The 20,437-nt window shown below is 61.2% G+C and carries 19 protein-coding genes; 13 read left to right on the top strand and 6 right to left on the bottom strand.

What is annotated here, in order from left to right:
• Nucleotides 1–12 precede the first annotated feature (12 nt).
• Entirely contained in the window at nucleotides 13–750 is a 738-nt protein-coding gene (locus MA04_RS03890) for a TerC family protein (RefSeq protein ID WP_163127958.1), read from the bottom strand.
• Between the two features lie 223 nt (nucleotides 751–973).
• On the opposite strand from MA04_RS03890, the gene acnA reads away from it, so the two are divergent.
• The 7 genes from acnA to MA04_RS03855 all read left to right on the top strand — a co-directional run bounded on the left by acnA (nucleotide 974) and on the right by MA04_RS03855 (nucleotide 10,974).
• The gene (acnA, locus tag MA04_RS03885; RefSeq protein ID WP_316252574.1) at nucleotides 974–3,718 is read left to right on the top strand and encodes an aconitate hydratase AcnA; all 2,745 of its coding nucleotides are present in this window, start codon (nucleotides 974–976) and stop codon (nucleotides 3,716–3,718) included.
• Between the two features lie 399 nt (nucleotides 3,719–4,117).
• Nucleotides 4,118–4,678, top strand: a complete 561-nt coding sequence (locus MA04_RS03880) for a hypothetical protein (protein ID WP_262459524.1) — start codon at nucleotides 4,118–4,120, stop codon at nucleotides 4,676–4,678.
• Nucleotides 4,679–5,212: 534 nt separating this feature from the next.
• Entirely contained in the window at nucleotides 5,213–6,172 is a 960-nt protein-coding gene (locus tag MA04_RS03875; RefSeq protein ID WP_262459523.1) for an ABC transporter permease, read from the top strand.
• 11 nt (nucleotides 6,173–6,183) lie between these two features.
• Nucleotides 6,184–7,137 carry an ABC transporter permease gene (locus tag MA04_RS03870; RefSeq protein WP_262459522.1) on the top strand — a complete coding sequence of 318 codons (954 nt, stop codon included), beginning with the start codon at nucleotides 6,184–6,186 and terminating at the stop codon, nucleotides 7,135–7,137.
• 30 nt (nucleotides 7,138–7,167) lie between these two features.
• Nucleotides 7,168–8,208 carry an ABC transporter ATP-binding protein gene (locus MA04_RS03865; protein ID WP_262459521.1) on the top strand — a complete coding sequence of 347 codons (1,041 nt, stop codon included), beginning with the start codon at nucleotides 7,168–7,170 and terminating at the stop codon, nucleotides 8,206–8,208.
• Nucleotides 8,195–9,268, top strand: coding sequence for an ABC transporter ATP-binding protein (locus MA04_RS03860; protein WP_262459520.1), 1,074 nt, complete (start codon nucleotides 8,195–8,197; stop codon nucleotides 9,266–9,268). The genes MA04_RS03865 and MA04_RS03860 overlap by 14 nt, the downstream gene beginning before the upstream one ends.
• Complete coding sequence (locus MA04_RS03855; protein ID WP_163127968.1) at nucleotides 9,265–10,974, top strand: ABC transporter substrate-binding protein; 1,710 nt, start codon at nucleotides 9,265–9,267, stop codon at nucleotides 10,972–10,974. The genes MA04_RS03860 and MA04_RS03855 overlap by 4 nt, the downstream gene beginning before the upstream one ends.
• Here the strand turns inward: MA04_RS03855 and MA04_RS03850 are convergent.
• Nucleotides 10,901–11,857 (bottom strand): LysR substrate-binding domain-containing protein, encoded by a 957-nt coding sequence (locus tag MA04_RS03850; RefSeq protein WP_262459519.1) that lies wholly within the window; start codon nucleotides 11,855–11,857, stop codon nucleotides 10,901–10,903. The genes MA04_RS03855 and MA04_RS03850 overlap by 74 nt on opposite strands.
• A gap of 99 nt (nucleotides 11,858–11,956) precedes the next feature.
• Here MA04_RS03850 and MA04_RS03845 point away from each other — a divergent pair, with 99 nt between their 5' ends.
• The 6 genes from MA04_RS03845 (at nucleotide 11,957) to MA04_RS03820 (ending at nucleotide 16,576) form a co-directional block, all read left to right on the top strand.
• Complete coding sequence (locus tag MA04_RS03845; RefSeq protein WP_262459518.1) at nucleotides 11,957–13,009, top strand: YeiH family protein; 1,053 nt, start codon at nucleotides 11,957–11,959, stop codon at nucleotides 13,007–13,009.
• 540 nt (nucleotides 13,010–13,549) lie between these two features.
• Nucleotides 13,550–14,104 carry a lytic murein transglycosylase gene (locus tag MA04_RS03840; protein WP_262459517.1) on the top strand — a complete coding sequence of 185 codons (555 nt, stop codon included), beginning with the start codon at nucleotides 13,550–13,552 and terminating at the stop codon, nucleotides 14,102–14,104.
• 47 nt (nucleotides 14,105–14,151) lie between these two features.
• Nucleotides 14,152–14,532 carry a hypothetical protein gene (locus tag MA04_RS03835; protein WP_262459516.1) on the top strand — a complete coding sequence of 127 codons (381 nt, stop codon included), beginning with the start codon at nucleotides 14,152–14,154 and terminating at the stop codon, nucleotides 14,530–14,532.
• A gap of 64 nt (nucleotides 14,533–14,596) precedes the next feature.
• Complete coding sequence (locus MA04_RS03830; protein ID WP_262459515.1) at nucleotides 14,597–14,851, top strand: hypothetical protein; 255 nt, start codon at nucleotides 14,597–14,599, stop codon at nucleotides 14,849–14,851.
• Nucleotides 14,852–14,933: 82 nt separating this feature from the next.
• A complete protein-coding gene (gene wrbA / locus MA04_RS03825; protein ID WP_014995643.1) occupies nucleotides 14,934–15,533 on the top strand; it encodes an NAD(P)H:quinone oxidoreductase in 600 nt (199 codons plus the stop codon).
• A 293-nt stretch (nucleotides 15,534–15,826) separates the two neighbouring features.
• Nucleotides 15,827–16,576, top strand: coding sequence for an NYN domain-containing protein (locus MA04_RS03820; protein ID WP_262459514.1), 750 nt, complete (start codon nucleotides 15,827–15,829; stop codon nucleotides 16,574–16,576).
• 152 nt (nucleotides 16,577–16,728) lie between these two features.
• Here the strand turns inward: MA04_RS03820 and MA04_RS03815 are convergent, their stop codons facing one another.
• The 4 genes from MA04_RS03815 to MA04_RS03800 form a co-directional block, all read right to left on the bottom strand.
• Complete coding sequence (locus MA04_RS03815; RefSeq protein WP_262459513.1) at nucleotides 16,729–18,018, bottom strand: TRAP transporter large permease; 1,290 nt, start codon at nucleotides 18,016–18,018, stop codon at nucleotides 16,729–16,731.
• Nucleotides 18,015–18,509: a TRAP transporter small permease gene (locus MA04_RS03810; RefSeq protein WP_262459512.1), complete on the bottom strand. Its 495-nt coding sequence runs from the start codon at nucleotides 18,507–18,509 to the stop codon at nucleotides 18,015–18,017. The genes MA04_RS03815 and MA04_RS03810 overlap by 4 nt, the downstream gene beginning before the upstream one ends.
• Nucleotides 18,509–19,495 carry a TRAP transporter substrate-binding protein gene (locus tag MA04_RS03805; RefSeq protein WP_229682946.1) on the bottom strand — a complete coding sequence of 329 codons (987 nt, stop codon included), beginning with the start codon at nucleotides 19,493–19,495 and terminating at the stop codon, nucleotides 18,509–18,511. The genes MA04_RS03810 and MA04_RS03805 overlap by 1 nt, the downstream gene beginning before the upstream one ends.
• A 62-nt stretch (nucleotides 19,496–19,557) precedes the next feature.
• Entirely contained in the window at nucleotides 19,558–20,394 is an 837-nt protein-coding gene (locus tag MA04_RS03800; protein ID WP_262459511.1) for a TRAP transporter TatT component family protein, read from the bottom strand.
• Between the last annotated feature and the right edge of the window lie 43 nt (nucleotides 20,395–20,437).

The following is a 20,437-nucleotide window of genomic DNA, read 5'->3' as shown; positions in this document are numbered from 1 at the left end:
ACCTTCCGTCACCTAGTCTCCACTGCTCGCCCTGCGTCGGCGGGCGCTCATGCGCAGGTTGAGCATTTCCACACCGAAGCTGAACGCCATGGCGAAATAGATATAGCCCTTGGGTATATGGAAATCGAGACCGTCCGCCACCAACGCCGTGCCCACCAGCACCAGAAACGACAGCGCCAGCATCTTCAAGGTTGGATGTTCGGTAACGAAATTACCGATGGCATTGGCGAAGACCATCATGAAGCCCACCGCGATCACCACCGCGATCACCATCACCTCCAGATGATTGGCCATCCCCACGGCGGTAATCACCGAGTCCAGCGAGAACACCACATCCAGCAACGCGATCTGCACCAGAATACTGAAAAAGGAAGCGCTGCCCCTGGACTTGGTGAACTGATGTTGTTCGCCGGCGTCATCAATGGAGTGATGGATTTCCATCACCGATTTTGCCAGCAAAAACAAACCGCCAAGAATCAGCACCAGATCGCGGCCGGAAATGCCCTGCCCCAGCACCGTGAACCAATCCGCGGTGAGCCTGGTCAGCCAGGCCAGTGACGCCAGTAGCAGCAGCCGCATGATCATGGCCAGGGACAAGCCAATCAAACGCGCCTGGGGACGCTGCCGCTCCGGTAGTCGGTCAACCAGAATGGAAAGAAAAATGATATTGTCGATACCCAGCACGATTTCCAGGGCGGTCAGGGTGGCAAGGGCCACCCACGCCTCTGGAGAGGTTATCCACTCAAGCATGTATCGTCCTTCGTCCAGCCACCCACATTAAGTCCTGGCGTGGGGGGCCGAACCAAGCGCCTCACCCGCTCCCCAGGGATCCATTTTCGGCCAATGAAGCGCCATTGCCGCCCCCCATCCTACCTATAGTTACCCCCTCTCGCCCACAGGTTCATGTACCGGCCATATGGGCGTAGTATCAAAGGACCCCAACCCCACAACTTGCATGAAAAGGAGGTGCGCAGTGACGAGGATTGGCCAGGACACCCTGAACAGCGCCAAGCCGCTGAACGTCGGCGATCGGACCTATCATTACTTCGATCTCAATACCGTGGCCGACAAAGGATGGGGTGACCTCAGCAAACTGCCCTTTTCCCTGAAAGTTCTACTGGAAAACCTGCTGCGCCATGAAGATGGCGACACCGTCACCGTGGACGATATCGAAGCTCTGGTGCGGTGGCCGGAGAAACGCACTTCCGATCGCGAAATCAACTACCGCCCCGCCCGGGTGCTGATGCAGGACTTCACCGGTGTGCCCGGAGTGGTGGATCTGGCCGCCATGCGCGACGCCATCAGCAAGGCCGGCGGCGATCCGAACCGCATCAACCCGCTGGCGCCGGTGGATCTGGTCATCGACCACTCGGTAATGGTGGACAAGTTCGGCAATCCCCAGGCGTTCTCGGAAAACGTGGAGATTGAGTACGAACGTAACCGCGAGCGGTATCAGTTCCTTCGTTGGGGCCAAAAGGCCTTCGATAATTTCCGCGTGGTGCCACCGGGCACCGGTATCTGTCACCAGGTCAACCTGGAGTACCTGGCCCGCGGCGTCTGGTCCGGCGACAGCGACGACGGCAATACCTATGCCTATCCGGACACGCTGGTGGGCACCGATTCCCACACCACCATGATCAACGGCCTGGGTGTACTGGGCTGGGGTGTCGGCGGCATCGAAGCGGAAGCGGCCATGCTCGGCCAGCCGGTGGCCATGCTGATCCCGGAAGTGATCGGCTTCAAGATCACCGGCAAGCTGCGTGAGGGCGTTACCGCCACCGACCTGGTGCTGACCGTGACCGAAATGCTGCGCCGCCGTGGCGTGGTGGGCAAGTTCGTCGAATTCTTCGGCGACGGCCTGGCCGACCTGAGCCTGGCGGATCGCGCCACCATCGGCAACATGGCCCCGGAATACGGCGCCACCTGCGGCTTCTTCCCCATCGACGAACGGACCACCGAATATCTGCGGCTCACCGCCCGTCCCCAGGAAGTGGTGGATCTGGTGGAAGCCTACTGCAAGGCCCAGGGTCTGTGGCGCTCCAGCGCCGATCCCGATCCGGTCTTCACCGATACCCTGGAGCTGGACCTGGACGACGTGGTCCCCAGCCTGGCCGGCCCGAAACGGCCCCAGGACCGGGTACCGATGACGGAAGTGAAACGCACTTTCGCCGATCTGCTCACCAAGGAGCTGAAACTCGATGACGCCGAGATCAGCAAATTGGAAGGCGAAGGCGGACAGACCGCGGTGGGCAACCACGAGCCCAACAGTGGTGTGGAAGTGGAACTCAACGGCGAGCGCTTTCACCTCGACCATGGCGCCGTGGTGATCGCCGCGATCACCTCGTGCACCAATACCTCCAACCCCAGCGTCATGCTGGCCGCCGGTCTGGTGGCGAAAAAGGCGGTGGAAAGGGGCCTGATCCGCAAACCCTGGGTAAAAACCTCGCTGGCACCGGGCTCCAAGGTGGTTACTGACTACCTGAGCAAAACCGGCCTCCAGGACCCGTTGAACGAGCTGGGATTCGATCTGGTGGGCTACGGCTGTACCACCTGTATCGGTAACTCCGGCCCATTGCCGGAAGAGATCGACCGCGGTATCACCGAAGGCGATCTGGTGGTGGCGTCGGTGCTGTCCGGTAACCGCAACTTCGAAGGCAGGGTGCACCAGAGCGTGCGCACCAACTGGCTGGCATCGCCGCCGCTGGTGGTGGCCTACGCCCTGGCCGGTACCGTACGGATCGATCTGGACAAGGACCCGCTGGGCCGCGATAACGACGGCAAGGAGGTCTATCTGAAGGATATCTGGCCCAGCAGCAAGGAAATCCAGGATGCCATGTTGATGGTCAACAACGACATGTTCACCCGCGAATACGCCAGCGTGTTCGACGGCGATGAAATCTGGAAGAGTCTGCCGATACCGGATTCCAAGACCTATGAGTGGAACAGCAAATCCACTTACATCCAGAACCCGCCTTTCTTCGAAGGCCTCACCCCCGAAGTGGAAGACGTGCAACCGGTCAGGAACGCCCGTGTGCTGGCCCTGCTCGGGGATTCCATCACCACCGACCACATCTCCCCGGCCGGGGCGATCAAGGCGGACAGCCCGGCGGGGCATTACCTGCAGGGCCACGGCGTGGAGCCGATCAATTTCAACTCCTACGGTTCCCGTCGCGGTAACCATGAGGTGATGATGCGCGGCACTTTCGCCAACATCCGAATCCGCAACGAGATGACCCCGAACATCGAGGGCGGCTACACCAAGCACATGCCTGGCGGTGAGGAAATGCCGATTTACGGCGCCGCCATGCGTTACCGTAAGGAAGGCGTCCCCAGTGTGGTGGTGGCCGGCAAGGAATATGGCACCGGCTCCAGCCGCGACTGGGCGGCGAAAGGCACCCGTCTGCTCGGGGTACGCGCGGTGATCGCCGAAAGCTTCGAGCGGATCCACCGCTCAAATCTGATCGGCATGGGCGTGCTGCCTCTGCAATTCCCGGAAGGCGTGGACCGCAAGACGCTCAACCTGGATGGCAGCGAGGAAGTGGATATCCCCGGTCTGAACAATGACCTGAAACCGGGTCAGGAAATCGAGGTGGTATTCCGCAAGAGCAACGGCAAGGCGCAAAGCATCAAGGCGATTAGTCGTCTGGATACCGGCGCCGAGGTGACCTATTACAAGAATGGCGGCATTCTCCACTACGTGCTGCGGCAAATGATGTAACCCTCCCGCGCCGGCCCTGCATAAACAGGGTCGGCGCTCTTCTTTCTTTTTTTATCTTCCTTACCTCTCGCATACACGCCTTTTCCGTTCCCCTTTTTTGGTATCCCGGAAAACGTCGATACACGCCTTTTTTTCCGCATTTATCGCCCTCAAAAGCAGGGCATAAAGAGCCGGCCGGTTCCCGGTTTTTCCGAGTGGAAAACATCTTACCTGTCCCCTTTTTTATATAATATGCATTTTTTATATTGTTGAGTTTGCGTTTGACGCACAACAGAGCAAAGATAAGTCCGCCGGCAGCATTTGGGGCGAGTCGGCAAGGCGTTGCTCCTGCCCCGGGCGACGCCGCAAAAATTCATCATCACGGATCAAAAAAGCACACAAGGAGGCAGGAGGCAGGGAATGAATATTTCCACGGTAACCAACCCGAAAATTCATCCTTTTCTATATGTCTATCGCAGCCGCGAAGATGATTTCTGGTGGTGTGCGATTCCCTATATCGATAAGCGGGCAAGACGACGGCAGAGACGCTGTACTTTCCGCGACAGCAAGTATGGCAGCACCGAAGCGGCGCTCTATCAGGCGAGGCTCTGGCGCGATCGGCAGATCCAGCGGCCGGAGGTGCGCGCCGCCATGGGTAAGCATCGACCACTGATCCTTTGCAGCACCGACGAACTGGATCGCATGTCCGAGACCCGGAACCCCTTCGGCCTGGTGGGCATCACCGCCACCTTTCGCGACAAACCCCTGGGGGGTAACTTTTCGGTCACCGCCAATCGGGGGCGCAAGAAGTGGTTTTCCATGCGCCGCTACGGCGGCTATGGCGCTTTCCGCCGGGCGGTGGAGCAGCGCTGTCGCTGGGTCAGCGAACCGATACCCGACGAAGAAGACCTCAGACGCCGTTATCAACACTGGGCTCGTCGCAACCGCGACACCCTGATCAGCCACCGGGTGGAAACCTGATACCCGCAACACAGGGCCGTCAATCCGGCGGCTCTGTTACCCTTCTTCCCTATCGACTGATTCTTTTGGTAACAACACCTCAAAATAATGCGACTATATTAACTTTCTGATCAAGAATGCTCAGTTCCTCCTGAACGAGAGAAGCTGAAATTCGAGTCTTCGAACCACTGACCACTCTTTTTTGCCACTGTCCTTTCGACCACCTTTTTTGTTTTAAAAATGAAATAACCTTTTATAACAATAAGTTATGTCTCAATCAGAGAAGCACAATCCCGCCACCCTCCCCTCCCTTTGTCCCCACTCATAGTGTGCCTTGACACCCGAAAAAGGGGCGGGCTAAAGTGAAATTGAAGTTCATTATTCGAGAGATCAGGCATTGTTTTAATGTTCTGACGTTTATTTGCGCCGGACCAACGGACGTTGCCTCCGGCCGGGGCATTGCGACAACAACCATCCACAACAACTATCCACAACAATACGGCCCGACAAGAGCGGAACATCGCCGGGGCCAGGCTCGGGAAACAGGTAGTCAACATGGGTTTCTATGTATTACGGCGCCTGCTGGCGCTGATTCCCACCCTGTTCATCGCCAGTGTCATTGCGTTCACCGTGGTCCGTCTTGTTCCCGGTGATGTTCTCGACCTGATGCTCAGCGAGAACGTGTACTCTTCCGGCGCACCGGAAGACCGGGCCCAGTTGGAACAAGCGCTGGGACTGGACAAGCCACTCTATCAACAATATCTGCACTGGGCCGGCGATGCCCTGCAAGGGGATCTGGGGGAATCGCTGTGGCGCAATACCCCGGTCACCGGGGAAATCGCGGCACGCCTGGACGTCACTTTGGAATTGGGCATTCTGGCGCTCCTGATCGCGCTGGCGATCGGGCTGCCCATCGGCATCTTCGCCGCGGTCCGGCAGGAGACTCTGGGCGATCATATTGGCCGCACCTTTTCCATCCTTGCCCTGGCCGTGCCCAATTTCTGGCTTGGCACCCTGGTGGTGATTCTGCCGGCCTTGTGGTGGGGCTGGTCCCCGCCCAATAAGCTGGTGCCGTTCTTTGAAAACCCGCTGGAAAATCTCAAGACCTTCCTGTTGCCCTCTCTGATTCTGGGCACCTCGCTATCGGCGGTGATCATGCGCATGACCCGCACCATGATGCTGGAAGTGCTGCGTCAGGATTACATCCGCACCGCCTGGGCCAAGGGGCTGCGCGAGCGCCGGGTGGTACTGATGCACGCGGTGAAGAACGCCATGATTCCGGTGATCACCCTGGTCGGCATCCTGGTCCCCATCCTGTTCGGCGGCACCGTCATTATTGAACAGATCTTTCGCCTGCCGGGGCTGGGACAGCTGCTGCTGGAAGCGGTGAGCACCCGCGATTACCCGGTCATCACCGGCGTCTTTCTGGTCACCGGCGTGGTGGTGATGCTGGTCAACCTGCTGGTTGATCTGTGCTACGGCTACCTTGACCCCAAAGTTCGTTACGACCGCTGACGGAGACCGCCATGAGCCTGTCCATACAGACCCCCGCGGCCGCCGCTCCGGCCACGCCGCCGCGCCGCCGTACTCGCCCCAAAACACTGCGTTTCCTGCAGCGCCTGTGCAAGGAGCGTCCCCTCGGCGCCCTGGGCGCGATGATTTGCCTGGTGCTGCTACTGACCGGCCTGTTCGCCGACGTCATTGCCCCCGAAGGGTTCAACGCCATTAATCCCATTGAACGGCTGAAGGCGCCTTCAGCGGAACACTGGCTGGGCACCGACCAGTTGGGGCGTGACGTCTTCGCGCGCATCGTGCACGGCGCCCAACTGTCGGTGATCGTGGCCTTCGCCGCCACCACCTTGTCGATTGTCATCTCCGCGCTGCTGGGGATTCTCAGCGGCTATTTCGGTGGCCGGCTGGACATGGTCATTCAACGCCTGGTGGATGGCTGGATGTGTTTTCCCGATCTGATTCTGCTGATCGTGGCGGTGGCGGTCCTCGGCCCGGGCACCTGGCAGGTGATCCTTATTCTGGGGTTGCTGTTTGGCATTTCCGGCTCGCGCATCATTCGCGGCGCGGTGCTCAGTGCCAAACAGAACGTCTATGTTCACGCCGCGCAATCCATGGGCGCCTCCAGTACCCGTATTCTGCTCAAACATATTCTGCCCAACGTCATGGCACCGCTGATCGTGCTTTATACCACGCGGCTGGCGGCGGTGATTCTGGCCGAATCCGGACTCAGCTTTCTCGGTCTCGGCATCCCGCCGCCGGAGCCGAGCTGGGGCGGCATGCTCAGCCTGGACGGGCGCAGCTATATGTTCCAGGCACCGTGGCTGGCGATCGCGCCCGGCATCGCGCTGACCGTGGCGGTGTTCGGCATCAACATGTTCGGCGATGCCCTGCGCGACCTGCTCGACCCGAGAATGCGCGGTGGTGGCGGCCGTTATCTGGCCCGCGTCAAACGCACCATCGGCAGCTGACCGGCCCCTGGTCCGAGGAAGGGAGAGACCATGTCCACAGAGACTTCAACGGCGACGGCGACGGCCACGGCCACGCCGCGCACCGAGCCCGCCGCCACATTGTTGCGGGTGGAAAATCTGCACACCGTGTTCGAGAAGGACGACAGCGTGGTTCACGCGGTCAACGATGTCAGCTTCGACGTGCGCCGCGGAGAGGTGCTCGCTATTGTTGGCGAAAGCGGCTCCGGCAAAAGCATCACCGCCATGTCGCTGCTGCGTTTGATCCCCAGCCCGCCGGGGCAGATCATCGGCGGCCGGGTGCTGTTTGATGGCCAGGATCTGCTGGATCTGCCCGACGACGCCATTCGTCAGCTCCGTGGCCGCGACATTTCCATGATCTTCCAGGAGCCGATGACCTCGTTGAATCCGAGTCTGCGCATCGGCCGGCAGTTGGCGGAACCACTGCGCGTTCACGGCAGTGTGCCCAAGGACAAGGTTCGTGAGCGATGCATCGAACTGCTGCGCCAGGTGCGTATCGGTGATCCGGAAAAACGCCTCGACGCCTACCCCCATGAGCTATCCGGTGGCATGCGCCAGCGTGTCATGATCGCCATGGGGCTGGCCTGCCTGCCCCGGCTGATCATAGCCGACGAACCCACCACTGCTCTGGACGTCACGGTGCAGGCGCAAATTCTGGAACTGCTGCGCGATATCACCCGCGCCAGTCAGTCGTCGATGATGCTGATCACCCACGACCTCGGCGTGGTGGCCCGCTACGCCGACCGCATCAACGTCATGTACGCCGGCCGCATCGTCGAGCGCGGCACCGCCCACGATATTTTTCATCGGCCGCGACACCCCTACACAGTGGGCCTGATGGAATCCATGCCACGGCTCGACGACGCCATTGGCAATCGTCTGACACCCATCCCCGGCTCGCCGCCGGATCTGTCCGACCCGCCATCCGGGTGCCCGTTCCACCCCCGTTGTCGCTTCGCCCAGCCCCGTTGCAAGCAGGAACGGCCTCCGCTGGAGCGGCTCGATCAAGAACATTGGAAAGCCTGCTGGGTGAATCTCGATGACACACACTGACTCTCATACCGACGTCACCGCCCCCTTGCTCCAGGTCAGCGGCCTGAAAGTACACTTTCCTTTGCGCCCGGGTCTGTTCGGCAAACCCGCCGCCATGGTCAAGGCGGTGGACGGTGTCGATTTCACCGTGCATCGCGGCGAAACCCTGGGCCTGGTGGGCGAATCCGGCTGCGGCAAGTCCACCACCGGTCTGGCGGTACTGCGTATGACCCCGCTCACGGAAGGACGCATTGTCTTTGACGGCGAGGATATCAGCCATCCGGACGCGGCCACCACGAAGCGGCTGCGGCGCAAGATGCAAATGGTGTATCAAGACCCGTTCGGGGCGCTCAACCCCCGTATGCGCGTACTGGATATCATCGGCGAACCGCTGCGCGTGCACCGGCTTACCCGCACCCGGGCGGAATACCGGGAACGGGTCATGGACCTGCTCGACCGGGTCGGCCTGAAAGCGGAAATGGCCGACCGCTATCCCCACGAATTCTCCGGCGGTCAACGGCAACGCATCGGTATCGCCCGGGCACTGGCGGCGGATCCGTCACTGATCATCTGCGACGAGCCGGTGTCCGCCCTGGACGTGTCAATCCAGGCCCAGGTCATCAATCTGCTGGAAGATCTGCAACGGGATCTCGGCCTGACCTATTTATTCGTTGCCCACGACCTGGCGGTGGTGCGTCACCTTTGTCACCGCATCGTGGTCATGTATCTGGGACGAGTGGTGGAAGTGGCGGATCGGGAGCGGTTGTATCAGGCACCACGCCATCCTTATACCCGGGCGCTGCTGGGCGCCATTCCCATCGCCGATCCGGATCCGGTGGTCCAGGCCCGCTTCAACCCTTCGGTCGACGGCGAAGTCCCCAGCCCCATCGATCCGCCTCCGGGCTGCCCGTTCCATCCCCGCTGTCCCCACGCCACCGATCTGTGCCGCCGCGAGGCACCACGGCCGATCGACGTGGAAGACGGCCACAGCGTCGCCTGCCATCTTCACGACCCGTCCCGGGTGGCGGAGATGAATCACTCCGAACCTTCATACCAAGAACAAGCGAGGAACATCGCATGACTCTGCGCACCCTTCGAACCACTCTGGTTCTGGCCACGCTCGGCGCCGCCGGTGCTATCCAGGCCGCCGAGGAAGCAACACCCCAGCTCGGCGGCACCGTGAATATCTCCACCATGTACCGCACTCTGGATGCCACTACCTGGGATTTGCAGAACTGGACCTGGAAAGGCAACCACGACAATCTGCAACTGGAATCCCTGCTGCGCGGCGATCTGCAATACGGCCCACGTGGCAAGAACGAAAATTCTTTCGTCGAGCAGGCTTATATTCCCTACAACCAGTTGGAAGGCAGCCTGGCGGAAAGCTGGGAGGTGAAGGAAGACCCCATGCGGGTGATCTTCCACCTGCGCAAGGGGGTCCAGTGGCAGGAAGTGCCCGGCGTGATGAAAAAGCGGGAACTGGTGGCCAACGACGTCATCACCTCGTTCCAAAGCCGCGGCAACAGCCCCCGCGCCATTCCCACCTTCTGGGATTTCATCGAGCGCTGGGAAGCGCCGGACGATCACACCGTGATCGCCTATTTCAACCAGTTCCACGGCAACTGGCCGTACCGGATTGCCTGGGGATACTACGACGGCATCTCTCCGCCGGAGTGGCAGAATCTCAGCGAGGACAAACGGGCGGACTGGCGTAACGCCGCCGGCACCGGCCCTTATCGCATCGAAAAGATCGAGACCGGCCGTCAGCAGGTGTACGCGAAGAACGACGACTACTGGGATTCGGTGACCCTCAACGGCAAGGAATATCCGCTGCCGCTGAACGACAAAGTGGTCTATCACATCATCAAGGATGAGGCGAGCGCGGTGGCGGCGCTCAGTTCCGGCCGCATCGATATCATGGAGGCGATCCGCTGGCAGTTGGTGGATCAATTGAAGAAAACCGCGCCGGAGCTGCAGTTCCGCAAAAACCTTTCCACCAATGGCACTTACATCGCCCTGCGCACCGATCAAAAACCCTTCAACGATGTACGCGTGCGCCGCGCCCTGAACATCGCGGTGGACCAGAAGGCAATTCTCTCCTCGCTGCTCAACGGTGAAGGGGAATTGCTCAACTATCCCTTCGCCCAGCGCTGGACCGAGTTCTACACTCCGCTGGACCAGCTCTCCGCCGAAGCCCGGGAACTGTTCGAATACGACCCGGAGAAAGCGAAAAAGCTGCTGGCCGAAGCCGGTTATCCAAAAGGCTTCAGCTTCGATCTCCAGGTCTGCTCCTGCAGCCCCTACCACATGGATGTGGCGCCCATGCTGCAGGCTTACTATCAGCAGGTCGGTGTGAAAGTGAACATCAAGACCATGGAGTACGGTGCCTTCCGCTCCAACATGCGCGGCAAGACCCAGGCCGGCGGCTATCTGATGAACAACGGCTCCGGCAACCCGATCCAGGTACTGCGCAAGAGCTTCCGCACCGATCAGACCTGGAACGCGTCCTGGTACAGCAACGAGGAGTTTGACCGGAAGATCGACGCCGCCATCAAGGAACCGGACACCGAGAAACGCAATGCGATGCTGAAAGAGTTGAATGATTTCATCATCGAGGAAGCCGTGCCGCACGTGTGGCTGCCGACGGAAATGGGCTACTCCGCCTGGTGGCCGTGGGTGAAGAACTACTACGGTGAGCAGCGTATCGGCGCGGTCAAACCCAACGCCATCTACTCACGCATCTGGATCGATCAGGAAATGAAGGAAAGCATGGGCAAAGCGCGCTGATCACGGCACCGCTTCCCGCAACACGGCCCCCAGGGCCGTTTCCCCCCAGGGCCGTTTCCCCCGCGCCCGGCTCATGCCGGGCGTGTCGTACCCAGTACAGCGGCCGCACCAAACGCTGATGCGGCCCCGGCACCGGACACAGCCGACCATCGGCCAGCGCCGCGCTCACACTGGCCTCACTGACATAACCGACACCGGCCCCGGCCATCAGCGCCTGGCGCACCGCCTCGCCGGCCCCCAGTTCCAGTATCCGTTGCGGTTCCGGAAAGTCCGTCCCCAGACTGCGTTCAATCACCGTCCGTGTGCCCGAACCAGGCTCGCGCATCACCCAGGGCCAATGGGCGGGATCCGGCTTCAATGCCTCCACCACCGATGGGGCCGCCACCCGCAATAGCACATCGTCACGCCAATGCCGCACCCGCAGCAGGGCGTGGGACACCGGCCCCTCCACCAGCGCCAGATCCACTTTCAGTTCCAGCAGCAATGCCACCGCCTGGCGGGTATTGACCACATCCATCCGGACCCGTGCCCGCGGATGGCGCTGCCTGAATGTGGATAACAATGGCGGCAGATAGTAATTGCCCAAAGTGTGGGTGGCGGCCAGCGTCACCTCCAACGGGGGTGACTGGAACAGCCTCTCGCAACGGGAGAGCTGTGTCAGCAAGGCGCGGGCTTCCGGAATCAACGCCCGCCCCCGGTCATTCAGAACCAGCCCGCGACCAACACGATCGAACAGCCGTGCGTCCAGCCGCTGCTCCAACTGCGCCAGGCCCTGACTCACCGCCGGTTGGGTCAGCGCCACCCGTTCCGCCGCCGCCGCCACTGAACCGGTTTCCGCCACCGCCAGGAACAACCGCCATTGTTTTAGTGTCGTTTCATTCATAAATTTATTTTAGTTATAAGTTTATAATTATCAAATATTATTATTTATGGCGCTTCGGCATAGTGGCTTGACCTTGCCAAAGGATCAAAGGAACCACCGATGCGCACGCTCTCTCTCGCTCTGCCCCGCCCGCACTGGCCCATGGCGCTGCTGGTCCTGGCCTGCGCCCTGGCCGGGATCGGCCTGGCCCACAGCCGGCTGGCTCAACACTGGGGGCTGGGCGCGCTGGCTCTGGCCATGCTGCTCGGCCTGGTGGTGGCGCAACCGCTGCCGGCACCACTGCGCGAGGCCGGCGGATCCGCCCTGGCGCTGTTCAAGGGGCCGATTCTGAAAATCGCCATCGTCCTGTACGGACTGCGTATTCCCCTGGACGCGGTGGGCGAACTGGGCCTCGGCGTAATCGCCCTGAACGCGGGACAAATCGCCTTGAGTCTGATACTCGGCGGCTGGCTGGGGCAGCGCTGGCTGGGCATGAGCCGCGCCGCCGCGCTCTCCATCGGTGCCGGCAATGGTATCTGCGGTGCCGCCGCGGTGCTCGCCGCCGAGCCGGTACTGGGGACCCGCGACCGGGATACCGCCATGGCGGTGGCGGCGGTGGTGGTGTTCGGCACGCTCAACATGCTGCTGTTACCACTGCTGTATCACCATCTACCAACGCTGTTTCCGGACCAGAATCATTTCGCCGTGCTGGTGGGGGCCAGCGTCCAGGAGGTGGCCCAGGTGATCGTCGCCGCCCAGGCCATGTCGCCGGCGCTGGTGGACAGCGCCCTGCTGGTAAAAATGGTGCGGGTGATGATGCTGGCGCCGGTATTGCTGGTACTCGGCATGGGCGCGCGCCGCGCCACCAGCGCTGGCGCCGGTAACAGTATCGGAAACAGTGGTATCAAGACACGCCCGGTTCTCCCCGCTTTCGCGTTCTGGTTCGTCGGTGCCCTGGTGGTCAACGGCCTGGGCTGGGTGCCGGATTCCTTGGCCTCTCCCCTGGCCGGCCTGGACGACATTCTGCTGGCGCTGGCGATGGCGGCACTGGGCTTGAGCACCCATTTCGATTTGCTGCGCCGCGCCGGATGGCGCCCTCTGGCCCTGGGCGCGATTCTCTGGCTCGCCACCCTGGCGCTGGTCTTCGCCGCTCTGTTCAGCGGGGCTCTTTGAATGTCTTTTTTAAGGAAACCTTGTTGCCCTCCATCAGGGACAGCGGAACCGTGTTACGCCTTTGCGGAAACGCCGTGAAGCAGGGTTCCGCAAAGGCGTAACACGGTTCCGCTTCGAAGTGACCGGCAAAGCACGGGAGTTCTTCTGGCCTTGGAGGCATAAATGGTGGCTACAAAGCCGCTGTGGGAGCTTGCCTGCAAGCGAATCTTTTTGGCCCCGAGAGTCAGTTCGCTTGCAGGCAAGCTCCCACAGCGGGTCTGTATGGAGCCTCCCGGTTCCAACGGGGCTGGCTTATACTCCGGGCAAAATAACAAGGCCGGCCTCCGCACCCGGCGCAAGCGAGACCATTGAGCCGGTGGCACCCTGATCCTCTCCCTCCCCAATACCCCCCCCTTTGGGGGGTATCGGCCCCCTCCGGGGCCATTGATAATGATCCTGTTCGTGACCGACCACCCTCAACTTAAAAGAATCAGGGATATGAACAGGTACAAGGATCCGTCTTTCCACTCCGCTTTTCTTTTCTTATTTGCCGCACTCGTTTTGAGTGGATGTGGCGATGACGAATCCGGCGGCGATGCCAACACCGCGGCGGCAACGCTGCCCGCCTATGACCGCATTCCCGATTGCGACGGCATGGCCGCTCTCCTCGGGGACCTGGTCAGCGGCCTGACGCCCGCCGACGACGAAGGCGAGCCGGGTCGTTATCGGGAAGACGGCCGCTACGGCGTCAACTGCACCTGGCTGACACCCCGGGTGGAGAGCGACAACGCTTTCGAAATGGTCAAGGGCGGCAGCTTGTCGATCGGTATCACGGTGGACCCGCGGGACAGCTCCGACGAGAAAACCCTGCGCGACCTTGGCATGGTGTATGACGATGCCCGCGTCGAAGCGCTTGGCGGTTATGTCGTCGACATGGGCGGCAAACTCGATCCCGCCGCCCAGTTGGGCATGGTCGGTCCACAAGTGGTGGTTGGCCACGTCAACATTTCCTTCGCCGCCGGCGGACTGTACTTGCAAAAGGTGGAAGAACTGAGGAACGTCACCAATGATCGCGTCATCGAGGCCGCGGTCACGCTGCATCGTTCACTGCGATAAGCCCGATCAGGACTCATCGACCCGTTTCACTTCAAGGAGAGGAAACCATGCTGAAATCCATTCTGACCCGTCTGTTGGCGGCCTCCATCACCATCACCGCTTTCGGTTCACTGCATGCGCAGTCCCCCGAAGCCGCCCCCAACATGGTCCAGATGGGGCATCAGTTGGCCACTTTCAGCGGCAGCATGCACTCCGCGGCCGAAGTATGCGGCGATTATACCAAGGACCAACTGGCCGACATGAAAGCTAAGCAGAAACAGCAGATGTCGCAAATGGGTCTCACCGCCGAGGAATTCGACACCGCCTTTGACGCTGGCAAGAAAAAAACCGATGAGCGTTGGGACACCATGTCCAAGGCCGAGCAAGAATCCGCCTGTGAGGAACTGCAGCAACAGATGAGTCAGGCCTTCAAGGGCATGATCAAGTAGTCCGGCTCACGGGATCGGCGGGATCTGCTACACTGCCCCCACCACGGTCACCGCCATTCCCGTCATGCGTTTTGTAGCTTTTTTTTCACTCGCCCTGCCGCTGTGGGCTTCATCGGCCACGGCGGCGGACGCGGCCCGGGACGAAACCCGCGACGCCCTGCTGCGAGAGCGGCAGGAACTGAGTGAGCGGGCGGAGGCCCTGGCCGACCAGCAGACCACCACACAACGGCTGTTGGAACAGCAGCAGGCTTATCTGGACGCCCTGGAAAAGGAAATCCAGTCATTGAAAGCTGCTCCAGAATCAGATCAAAAAAACTGATCAATCCGTTTCAGCCAGTCCGCTCCCTCCCCTGGTAACACAACGCTATCTTGGGCTCTCCCATCCTCAATAGGAGAGTCCGATGAAGCGCGTTCTGGTTCTTTACTACTCCATGTACGGCCATATCGAAAGCCTGGCCCGGGCCGTGGCCGAAGGCGCCGCCAAAGTCGACGGCGTGGAAGTGGAGATCAAACGAGTGGCCGAGACCATGGATCCGGAGGCGTTCCAGAACGCCGGTGGCAAAACCGACCAGGCCTACCCCGTGGCCAGCCCGGCGGAACTCAAGGACTACGATGCCATCATCATCGGCACCCCCACCCGCTTCGGTAACATGAGTGGCCAGATGCGCACTTTCTGGGACCAGACCGGCGGCCTGTGGGCCCAGGGTGCCCTGGCCGGCAAAGTCGCCAGTGTGTTCACCTCCACCGGCACCGCCGGCGGCAAGGAAACCACCATCATCAGCACCTGGCTGACCCTGGCCCACCACGGCTTCATCATCGTGCCACTGGGCTATGCCGATCCCGGTCAGGAACAAATGGACATCAGTGAAGTGCATGGCGCCTCTCCTTACGGAGCCGGCACCATCGCCGGTCCCGATGGCAGCCGCCAGCCCAGCACCAAGGAACTCAATCTGGCCCGCTACCAGGGTGAACAGGTAGCCCGCCTGACCGCGAAACTGTGACATCCAATTCAGCCTGACACTTCTCTCGTCTTGCTCTGATCCCCCCTTGGGCCGCCTTCCCCTTCCTTAATTGGCGGCCTTTTTTCCTCTTCCTGCCCGGGTAAACGGCGACCTCTGGCACAGAAGGGGCTACGAAGCTACTGTGGGAGCTTGCCTGCAAGCGAACTGGCCCGTGTGTCAGGAATTCGCTTGCAGGCAAGCTCCCACAGCGGCTTCGTAGCCACCTCCGAATTTATGTCTTCAACGCCAGAAGAACACGTTATGGTAGGGACTCCACCGAGCAAGGAATCACCATGGCCGACACCATCGCTATTTCCGAGTCCAACCGGCAACCCACGCTGGCCGTTCTGATCGACGCGGACAACACGCCACCGGCCATCGTCGAGGGTCTGTTCGAGGAGATCGCCAAGTACGGCACCGCCACCATCAAGCGCATCTACGGTGACTGGACCCAGCCCAACCTTGGTGGCTGGAAGAAAGTACTGCTGGATCATTCGATTCAGCCGGTGCAGCAGTTCGCCTACACCACCGGCAAGAACGCCACCGACAGTTCGCTGATCATTGATGCCATGGATCTGCTCTACACCCGGGAACTGGATGGGTTCTGCCTGGTTTCCAGCGACAGCGACTTCACCCGGCTGGCGGCCCGATTACGGGAAGCCGGCCTCACCGTGTATGGCTTCGGTGAACAAAAGACCCCCAAACCGCTGGTGGCCGCTTGCGATAAATTCATCTACACCGAGATTTTGCGCGCGGACGACGATGGCGCCGCCAGCAAGGGCGGCAAAGCCGGCAAGGACAAAACCAGCGGCAACACGCCGCCTCTGAAGTTCATCGCCCGGGTCATCGACGATGTCTCGGGAGAAGACGACTGGGCCCACCTGGGGGTGCTTGGACAGAACCTGAGCCAGCGCCGCCCGGAGTTCGACACGCGGCTCTACGGCTTTCGCAAACTGAGCGAGCTGCTGAATGCCCAGACCGGCCACTTCGAGCTGAAGAAAGGGGAAAACGGCGGACTGTGGGTTAAGAACAAGAACGGGTGATCGCCTGTGGGAGCTTGTCCGGGCGGCGGGCCGCTGCAAGCGAATGGGCTCTCGGCGAAAAGATTCGCTTGCAGGGCAAGCTCCCACAGCGGCTCCGTAGTCCGTTTTCGGGACGGCAATGGCCTTCTCACACAAGAGGGGTGCAATTCGCCTTATCGAACCAGCCAGAGACTCAATTCCGGCACATAGGTAATCAGCAGCAGCGCGATGATCAGCACCAGCATGAACGGCAGCGTGGCCCGGAACAGTTCGGTGATCGACTTGCGGAACCGGTAGCTGGCGATGAACAGATTCATCCCCACCGGCGGTGTGATGTAGCCGATCTGCATATTGGCGACAAAGATAATGCCCAGATGTACCGGATCGATGCCGTAGCGTAGCGCCACCGGCAGAATCAACGGCACCATGATCACCAGAGCGGCAAAAATATCCAGCAAGGCGCCGAGCAACAGCAGCAGGATGTTGAGCAGAATCAAAAACGCCAGCTTGCTCTGTACGTGAGTCTGGATGAAGGTGAACAAATGCTCCGGCACGCCGGCATACACCAGGTAATCGGCAAAGGCCTGGGCCACCGCCAGAATCAGCAGGATTCCCCCCACCATGACCATGGCTTCGCGGGTCAGCCCCGGCAGACGGCGCAACGGAATCTCCCGGTACAGCACCACTTCCGCCAGCAGCACATAAAGCGCGGTGACCGCCGCCGCCTCGCTCACCACCAGGAAGCCGGAGAAAATACCGCCGAGCACCACCAGCGGCAGCGGCAATTCCCAGCGCGCATCCCACAACGCCTGCCCCAGCTCCCGCGCGTTGAACGGTTGCCGCGGCAACGGATCGCTGCGATTGACATACACGCAGTAGCCGTACAGCAACACCACCATCAGCAACGCCGGTCCCACCCCGGCCAGGTACAGATCGACGATTTCCACCGGTGGCATGGTCAGTTGCTGCGATAACTGCTGCGCGATGATGCCGTAGATCAGCAGCGGCACCGACGGCACCAGCAGCAACCCCAGGCTGCCGGACGAGGTCACCAGCCCGAGGCTGAAACGCTGCGGATAACCGGCCTTGACCAGCGCCGGCAGCAACAGCGCGCCCAGCGCCACGATGGTGACACCGGAGCCACCGGTAAGGGCAGTGAAAAAGGCGCAGGCCACCAGCGCCACGAAGGCCATGCCACCGGGCATCCAACCGAACGCGGCCTGGCTGAGACGGACCAGGCGATCGGCGGTACGCGATTCGCTGAGCAGAAAACCGGCGAAAGTGAACAGCGGCAGCGCCATCAGCACCACCGAATCGGACAGCTGGTAAATATCGATGTGGAGCACCGACAGCGGCGTCTCCTGGGTGAAGAAGCCGATGGCGGCCGCGGCCAGCAGAATGGCGAACAACGGCGCCCCCATCAGCGCCAGCACGATCAACAGAACAATGGCGGCGATAATCATCCCAGCGGCTCCCGCATGCAGGGCCGGCGACCGCCCAACCCGAGCACGAACAGCACCAGGTAACGCAACGCCATGACGCTGAAGCCGAACGGAATGATCACCTGCGGCACCCAGCTCGGGATGCCGGCGAAGGCGATCTCACCGTACTGGTACTCCTCGATCACGAAACCAATGCTGTACCAGGCCACCAGGGTACAGATGGCGGCGGTGAACAGATCCACCGTGCCGGTGATCCAGGGTTGGAAGGATTTGGGCAACCACTGTCCCAGCAGATCGATGCGGATGTGCTCGTCCCGGCGGGAGGCGATCATGGCACCGAGCAGACCGATCCACAGCACCGCGTTACGCAGCAGCGGCTCCACCCAGATCAGACTGACACCGGCCAGGTTGCGCAGCCCGATTTGCACCACCGCCAACAGCACCATGCCCAGCAGGATGGCCACGATCAGACCATCTTCCAGGCGGTGCAACCAGGACAGCAGGCGCCGCATCAACGGGCCCGGTAGTCGTCGAGCAGCCGATGCAGCCGGTCCAGCATGCCGCTGCTCAGCTCGCCGTCGCTGACCAGCGACTGGGTGGCTTTATCAGCGGCGGATTTCCACTCGGTGCGCTGTTCGTCGCTGGGGGTGACCGTTTCCAGCCCTTGCTGTTGCACCGCCTTGAACGCTTCGCGGTTCTGCTCGCGGCCTTCCTGATCCAATTGAGTGAAGGTGTTGCCCAGGACTTCGCGCATGATCTTCTGATCCCCCTCGGAAAGACGATCGAAATAGCGCTTGTCGATGGCCAGCAGGCCGTAGGTGTAGAGCAGCGGCAGGTCGGTGATGTACTTCACCCGCGCGTACCATTGCAGAGTGAGCGCCGCCACTGGGGGCGCGGCGAAGCTGTCGATGGCGCCGGTCTGCAACGAGGTCAACACCGAACCGATATTCAGCACGATCGGAGACAATCCCAGCGTCTTGGCCGCCTTGGCGGAGGCCGAATCACTGGCCGGCAACCACAATTTGCGCGCCTGCAGATCCGCCAGACTGACCACCGGCTGTGTCGACATGATGTAGGCAAAGCCGCCGTCCACCAGTCCGAAACTGATCCAGCCGTTATCTTCCAGCCCCTTGAGGATGACCGGATCCAGCTCTTCGCGAACCGCGTCCACTTCGCCGTAATCATTGAACGTGAGCGGCACATTGAGAATCTGGCCATCCGGATAGGCGTCGGCAAAGGCGCCACCCTGGGCCATCTGGCCGTGCAACTGACCGATACGAATCTTGCGCTGTACCGCCCTGTCGTCCCCCATCACACCGCCGGGATAAATCTTCAGGGCCACTCGCCCCTCGGTGCGCTCCTCGATGGTGGCGCCGGCTTTTTTCAGCGCCCGAACCACACTGGTGCCATCCGGATACAGGGTGGAAATCTTGAAGGTGGTGGCCAGGGCCAGCACCGGAAACAGGGCCATGACGGCCACCACGAATCGCAACATCATCCTCTCCAGCTTCGATGGGGCCGGGCGCTCCATCGCTCACATATACGGCTCAAAAATGCCGCTCAGAAATACGCGTCGGCGCTGTCCAGCAGACGTTGTGCCTGTTGCTGTGCGTAGACGTTCTGCAAGGTCAGTCCGGGCTGCTCCGGATCCGCTTCCAGCACTTTTTGAAGCTGGGCATCATGCAGCTCACGATCAAACACCAGACGGGCATAGTGCTCGGCATACAGCACCCGCGCCAGCAGGTTGCGCCCTTGGGACAACGCCACCGCCTGCTCGAAATGCGCCTTGGCCTGCTCCGGCTGACCGCCCAGGGAAGCCGGCAGCAGACTGTTGAGCACTCCCAGGTACATGTGCGCCTGACCGTTCTGGTAGCCTTCATCCAATGCCACCACCCGCTCCATCAGCGCACGCACCCGGGCCAGTTCGGCCACCGCGTTCCAATCATCGGAATGGGTCTGGATGTAGCCGGCCCAGGCGCTGCCCAGAGTAAACAGCAAGGGCAGATCATCGTCGCCGGCCTCCGCCAGCAACGCCTCGAATTCCGGCACCGGCATCTCGCGCAACTCGCAGTAATCGCTCTGGTGGCTGCAAGCGGCGCGCATGGCGTAATCCAGGGCCTTCTCGTTGAGTGTCGCGGCGCGCTCGGGATCCTCCACGAACAAACCGGCATAGGCGCCATACAAATCGGCGCCGGCACGCAACAGACTGGTGCGCTCCGGCCAGGTCAGGATCAGGCCATCCACCATCAGCAGATAGCTGGGCAGTCCCTCACCCACCAGCACCAGATCGTTGTTGTCCTCGATGCCCTTGGCCAGATTGTCGCCGATCCGATTCACCGCGCAGCCCTGCAGAATCAGCACCAGAGCCACCGAACAGACTGCTCGCCATTGTTTCACGCTGTTGTTGCCTCCTATTCCGGGACTCTTTATAGCAGCGGCC

Origin of the sequence: Alloalcanivorax balearicus MACL04, assembly GCF_025532145.1 — a bacterium.
GTDB lineage: Bacteria > Pseudomonadota > Gammaproteobacteria > Pseudomonadales > Alcanivoracaceae > Alloalcanivorax > Alloalcanivorax balearicus.
Note: the sequence above shows the minus strand (reverse complement) of the source record. Positions and strands in the feature narration are given on the sequence as shown.

Coding starts and splice junctions, on each gene's coding strand:
- MA04_RS03890 (WP_163127958.1), bottom strand. CDS start 750: ATGCTTGAGTGGATAACCTCTCCAGAGGCGTGGGTGGCCCTTGCCACC.
- MA04_RS03880 (WP_262459524.1), top strand. CDS start 4,118: ATGAATATTTCCACGGTAACCAACCCGAAAATTCATCCTTTTCTATAT.
- MA04_RS03875 (WP_262459523.1), top strand. CDS start 5,213: ATGGGTTTCTATGTATTACGGCGCCTGCTGGCGCTGATTCCCACCCTG.
- MA04_RS03870 (WP_262459522.1), top strand. CDS start 6,184: ATGAGCCTGTCCATACAGACCCCCGCGGCCGCCGCTCCGGCCACGCCG.
- MA04_RS03865 (WP_262459521.1), top strand. CDS start 7,168: ATGTCCACAGAGACTTCAACGGCGACGGCGACGGCCACGGCCACGCCG.
- MA04_RS03860 (WP_262459520.1), top strand. CDS start 8,195: ATGACACACACTGACTCTCATACCGACGTCACCGCCCCCTTGCTCCAG.
- MA04_RS03855 (WP_163127968.1), top strand. CDS start 9,265: ATGACTCTGCGCACCCTTCGAACCACTCTGGTTCTGGCCACGCTCGGC.
- MA04_RS03850 (WP_262459519.1), bottom strand. CDS start 11,857: ATGAATGAAACGACACTAAAACAATGGCGGTTGTTCCTGGCGGTGGCG.
- MA04_RS03845 (WP_262459518.1), top strand. CDS start 11,957: ATGCGCACGCTCTCTCTCGCTCTGCCCCGCCCGCACTGGCCCATGGCG.
- MA04_RS03835 (WP_262459516.1), top strand. CDS start 14,152: ATGCTGAAATCCATTCTGACCCGTCTGTTGGCGGCCTCCATCACCATC.
- MA04_RS03830 (WP_262459515.1), top strand. CDS start 14,597: ATGCGTTTTGTAGCTTTTTTTTCACTCGCCCTGCCGCTGTGGGCTTCA.
- wrbA (WP_014995643.1), top strand. CDS start 14,934: ATGAAGCGCGTTCTGGTTCTTTACTACTCCATGTACGGCCATATCGAA.
- MA04_RS03820 (WP_262459514.1), top strand. CDS start 15,827: ATGGCCGACACCATCGCTATTTCCGAGTCCAACCGGCAACCCACGCTG.
- MA04_RS03815 (WP_262459513.1), bottom strand. CDS start 18,018: ATGATTATCGCCGCCATTGTTCTGTTGATCGTGCTGGCGCTGATGGGG.
- MA04_RS03810 (WP_262459512.1), bottom strand. CDS start 18,509: ATGCGGCGCCTGCTGTCCTGGTTGCACCGCCTGGAAGATGGTCTGATC.
- MA04_RS03805 (WP_229682946.1), bottom strand. CDS start 19,495: ATGATGTTGCGATTCGTGGTGGCCGTCATGGCCCTGTTTCCGGTGCTG.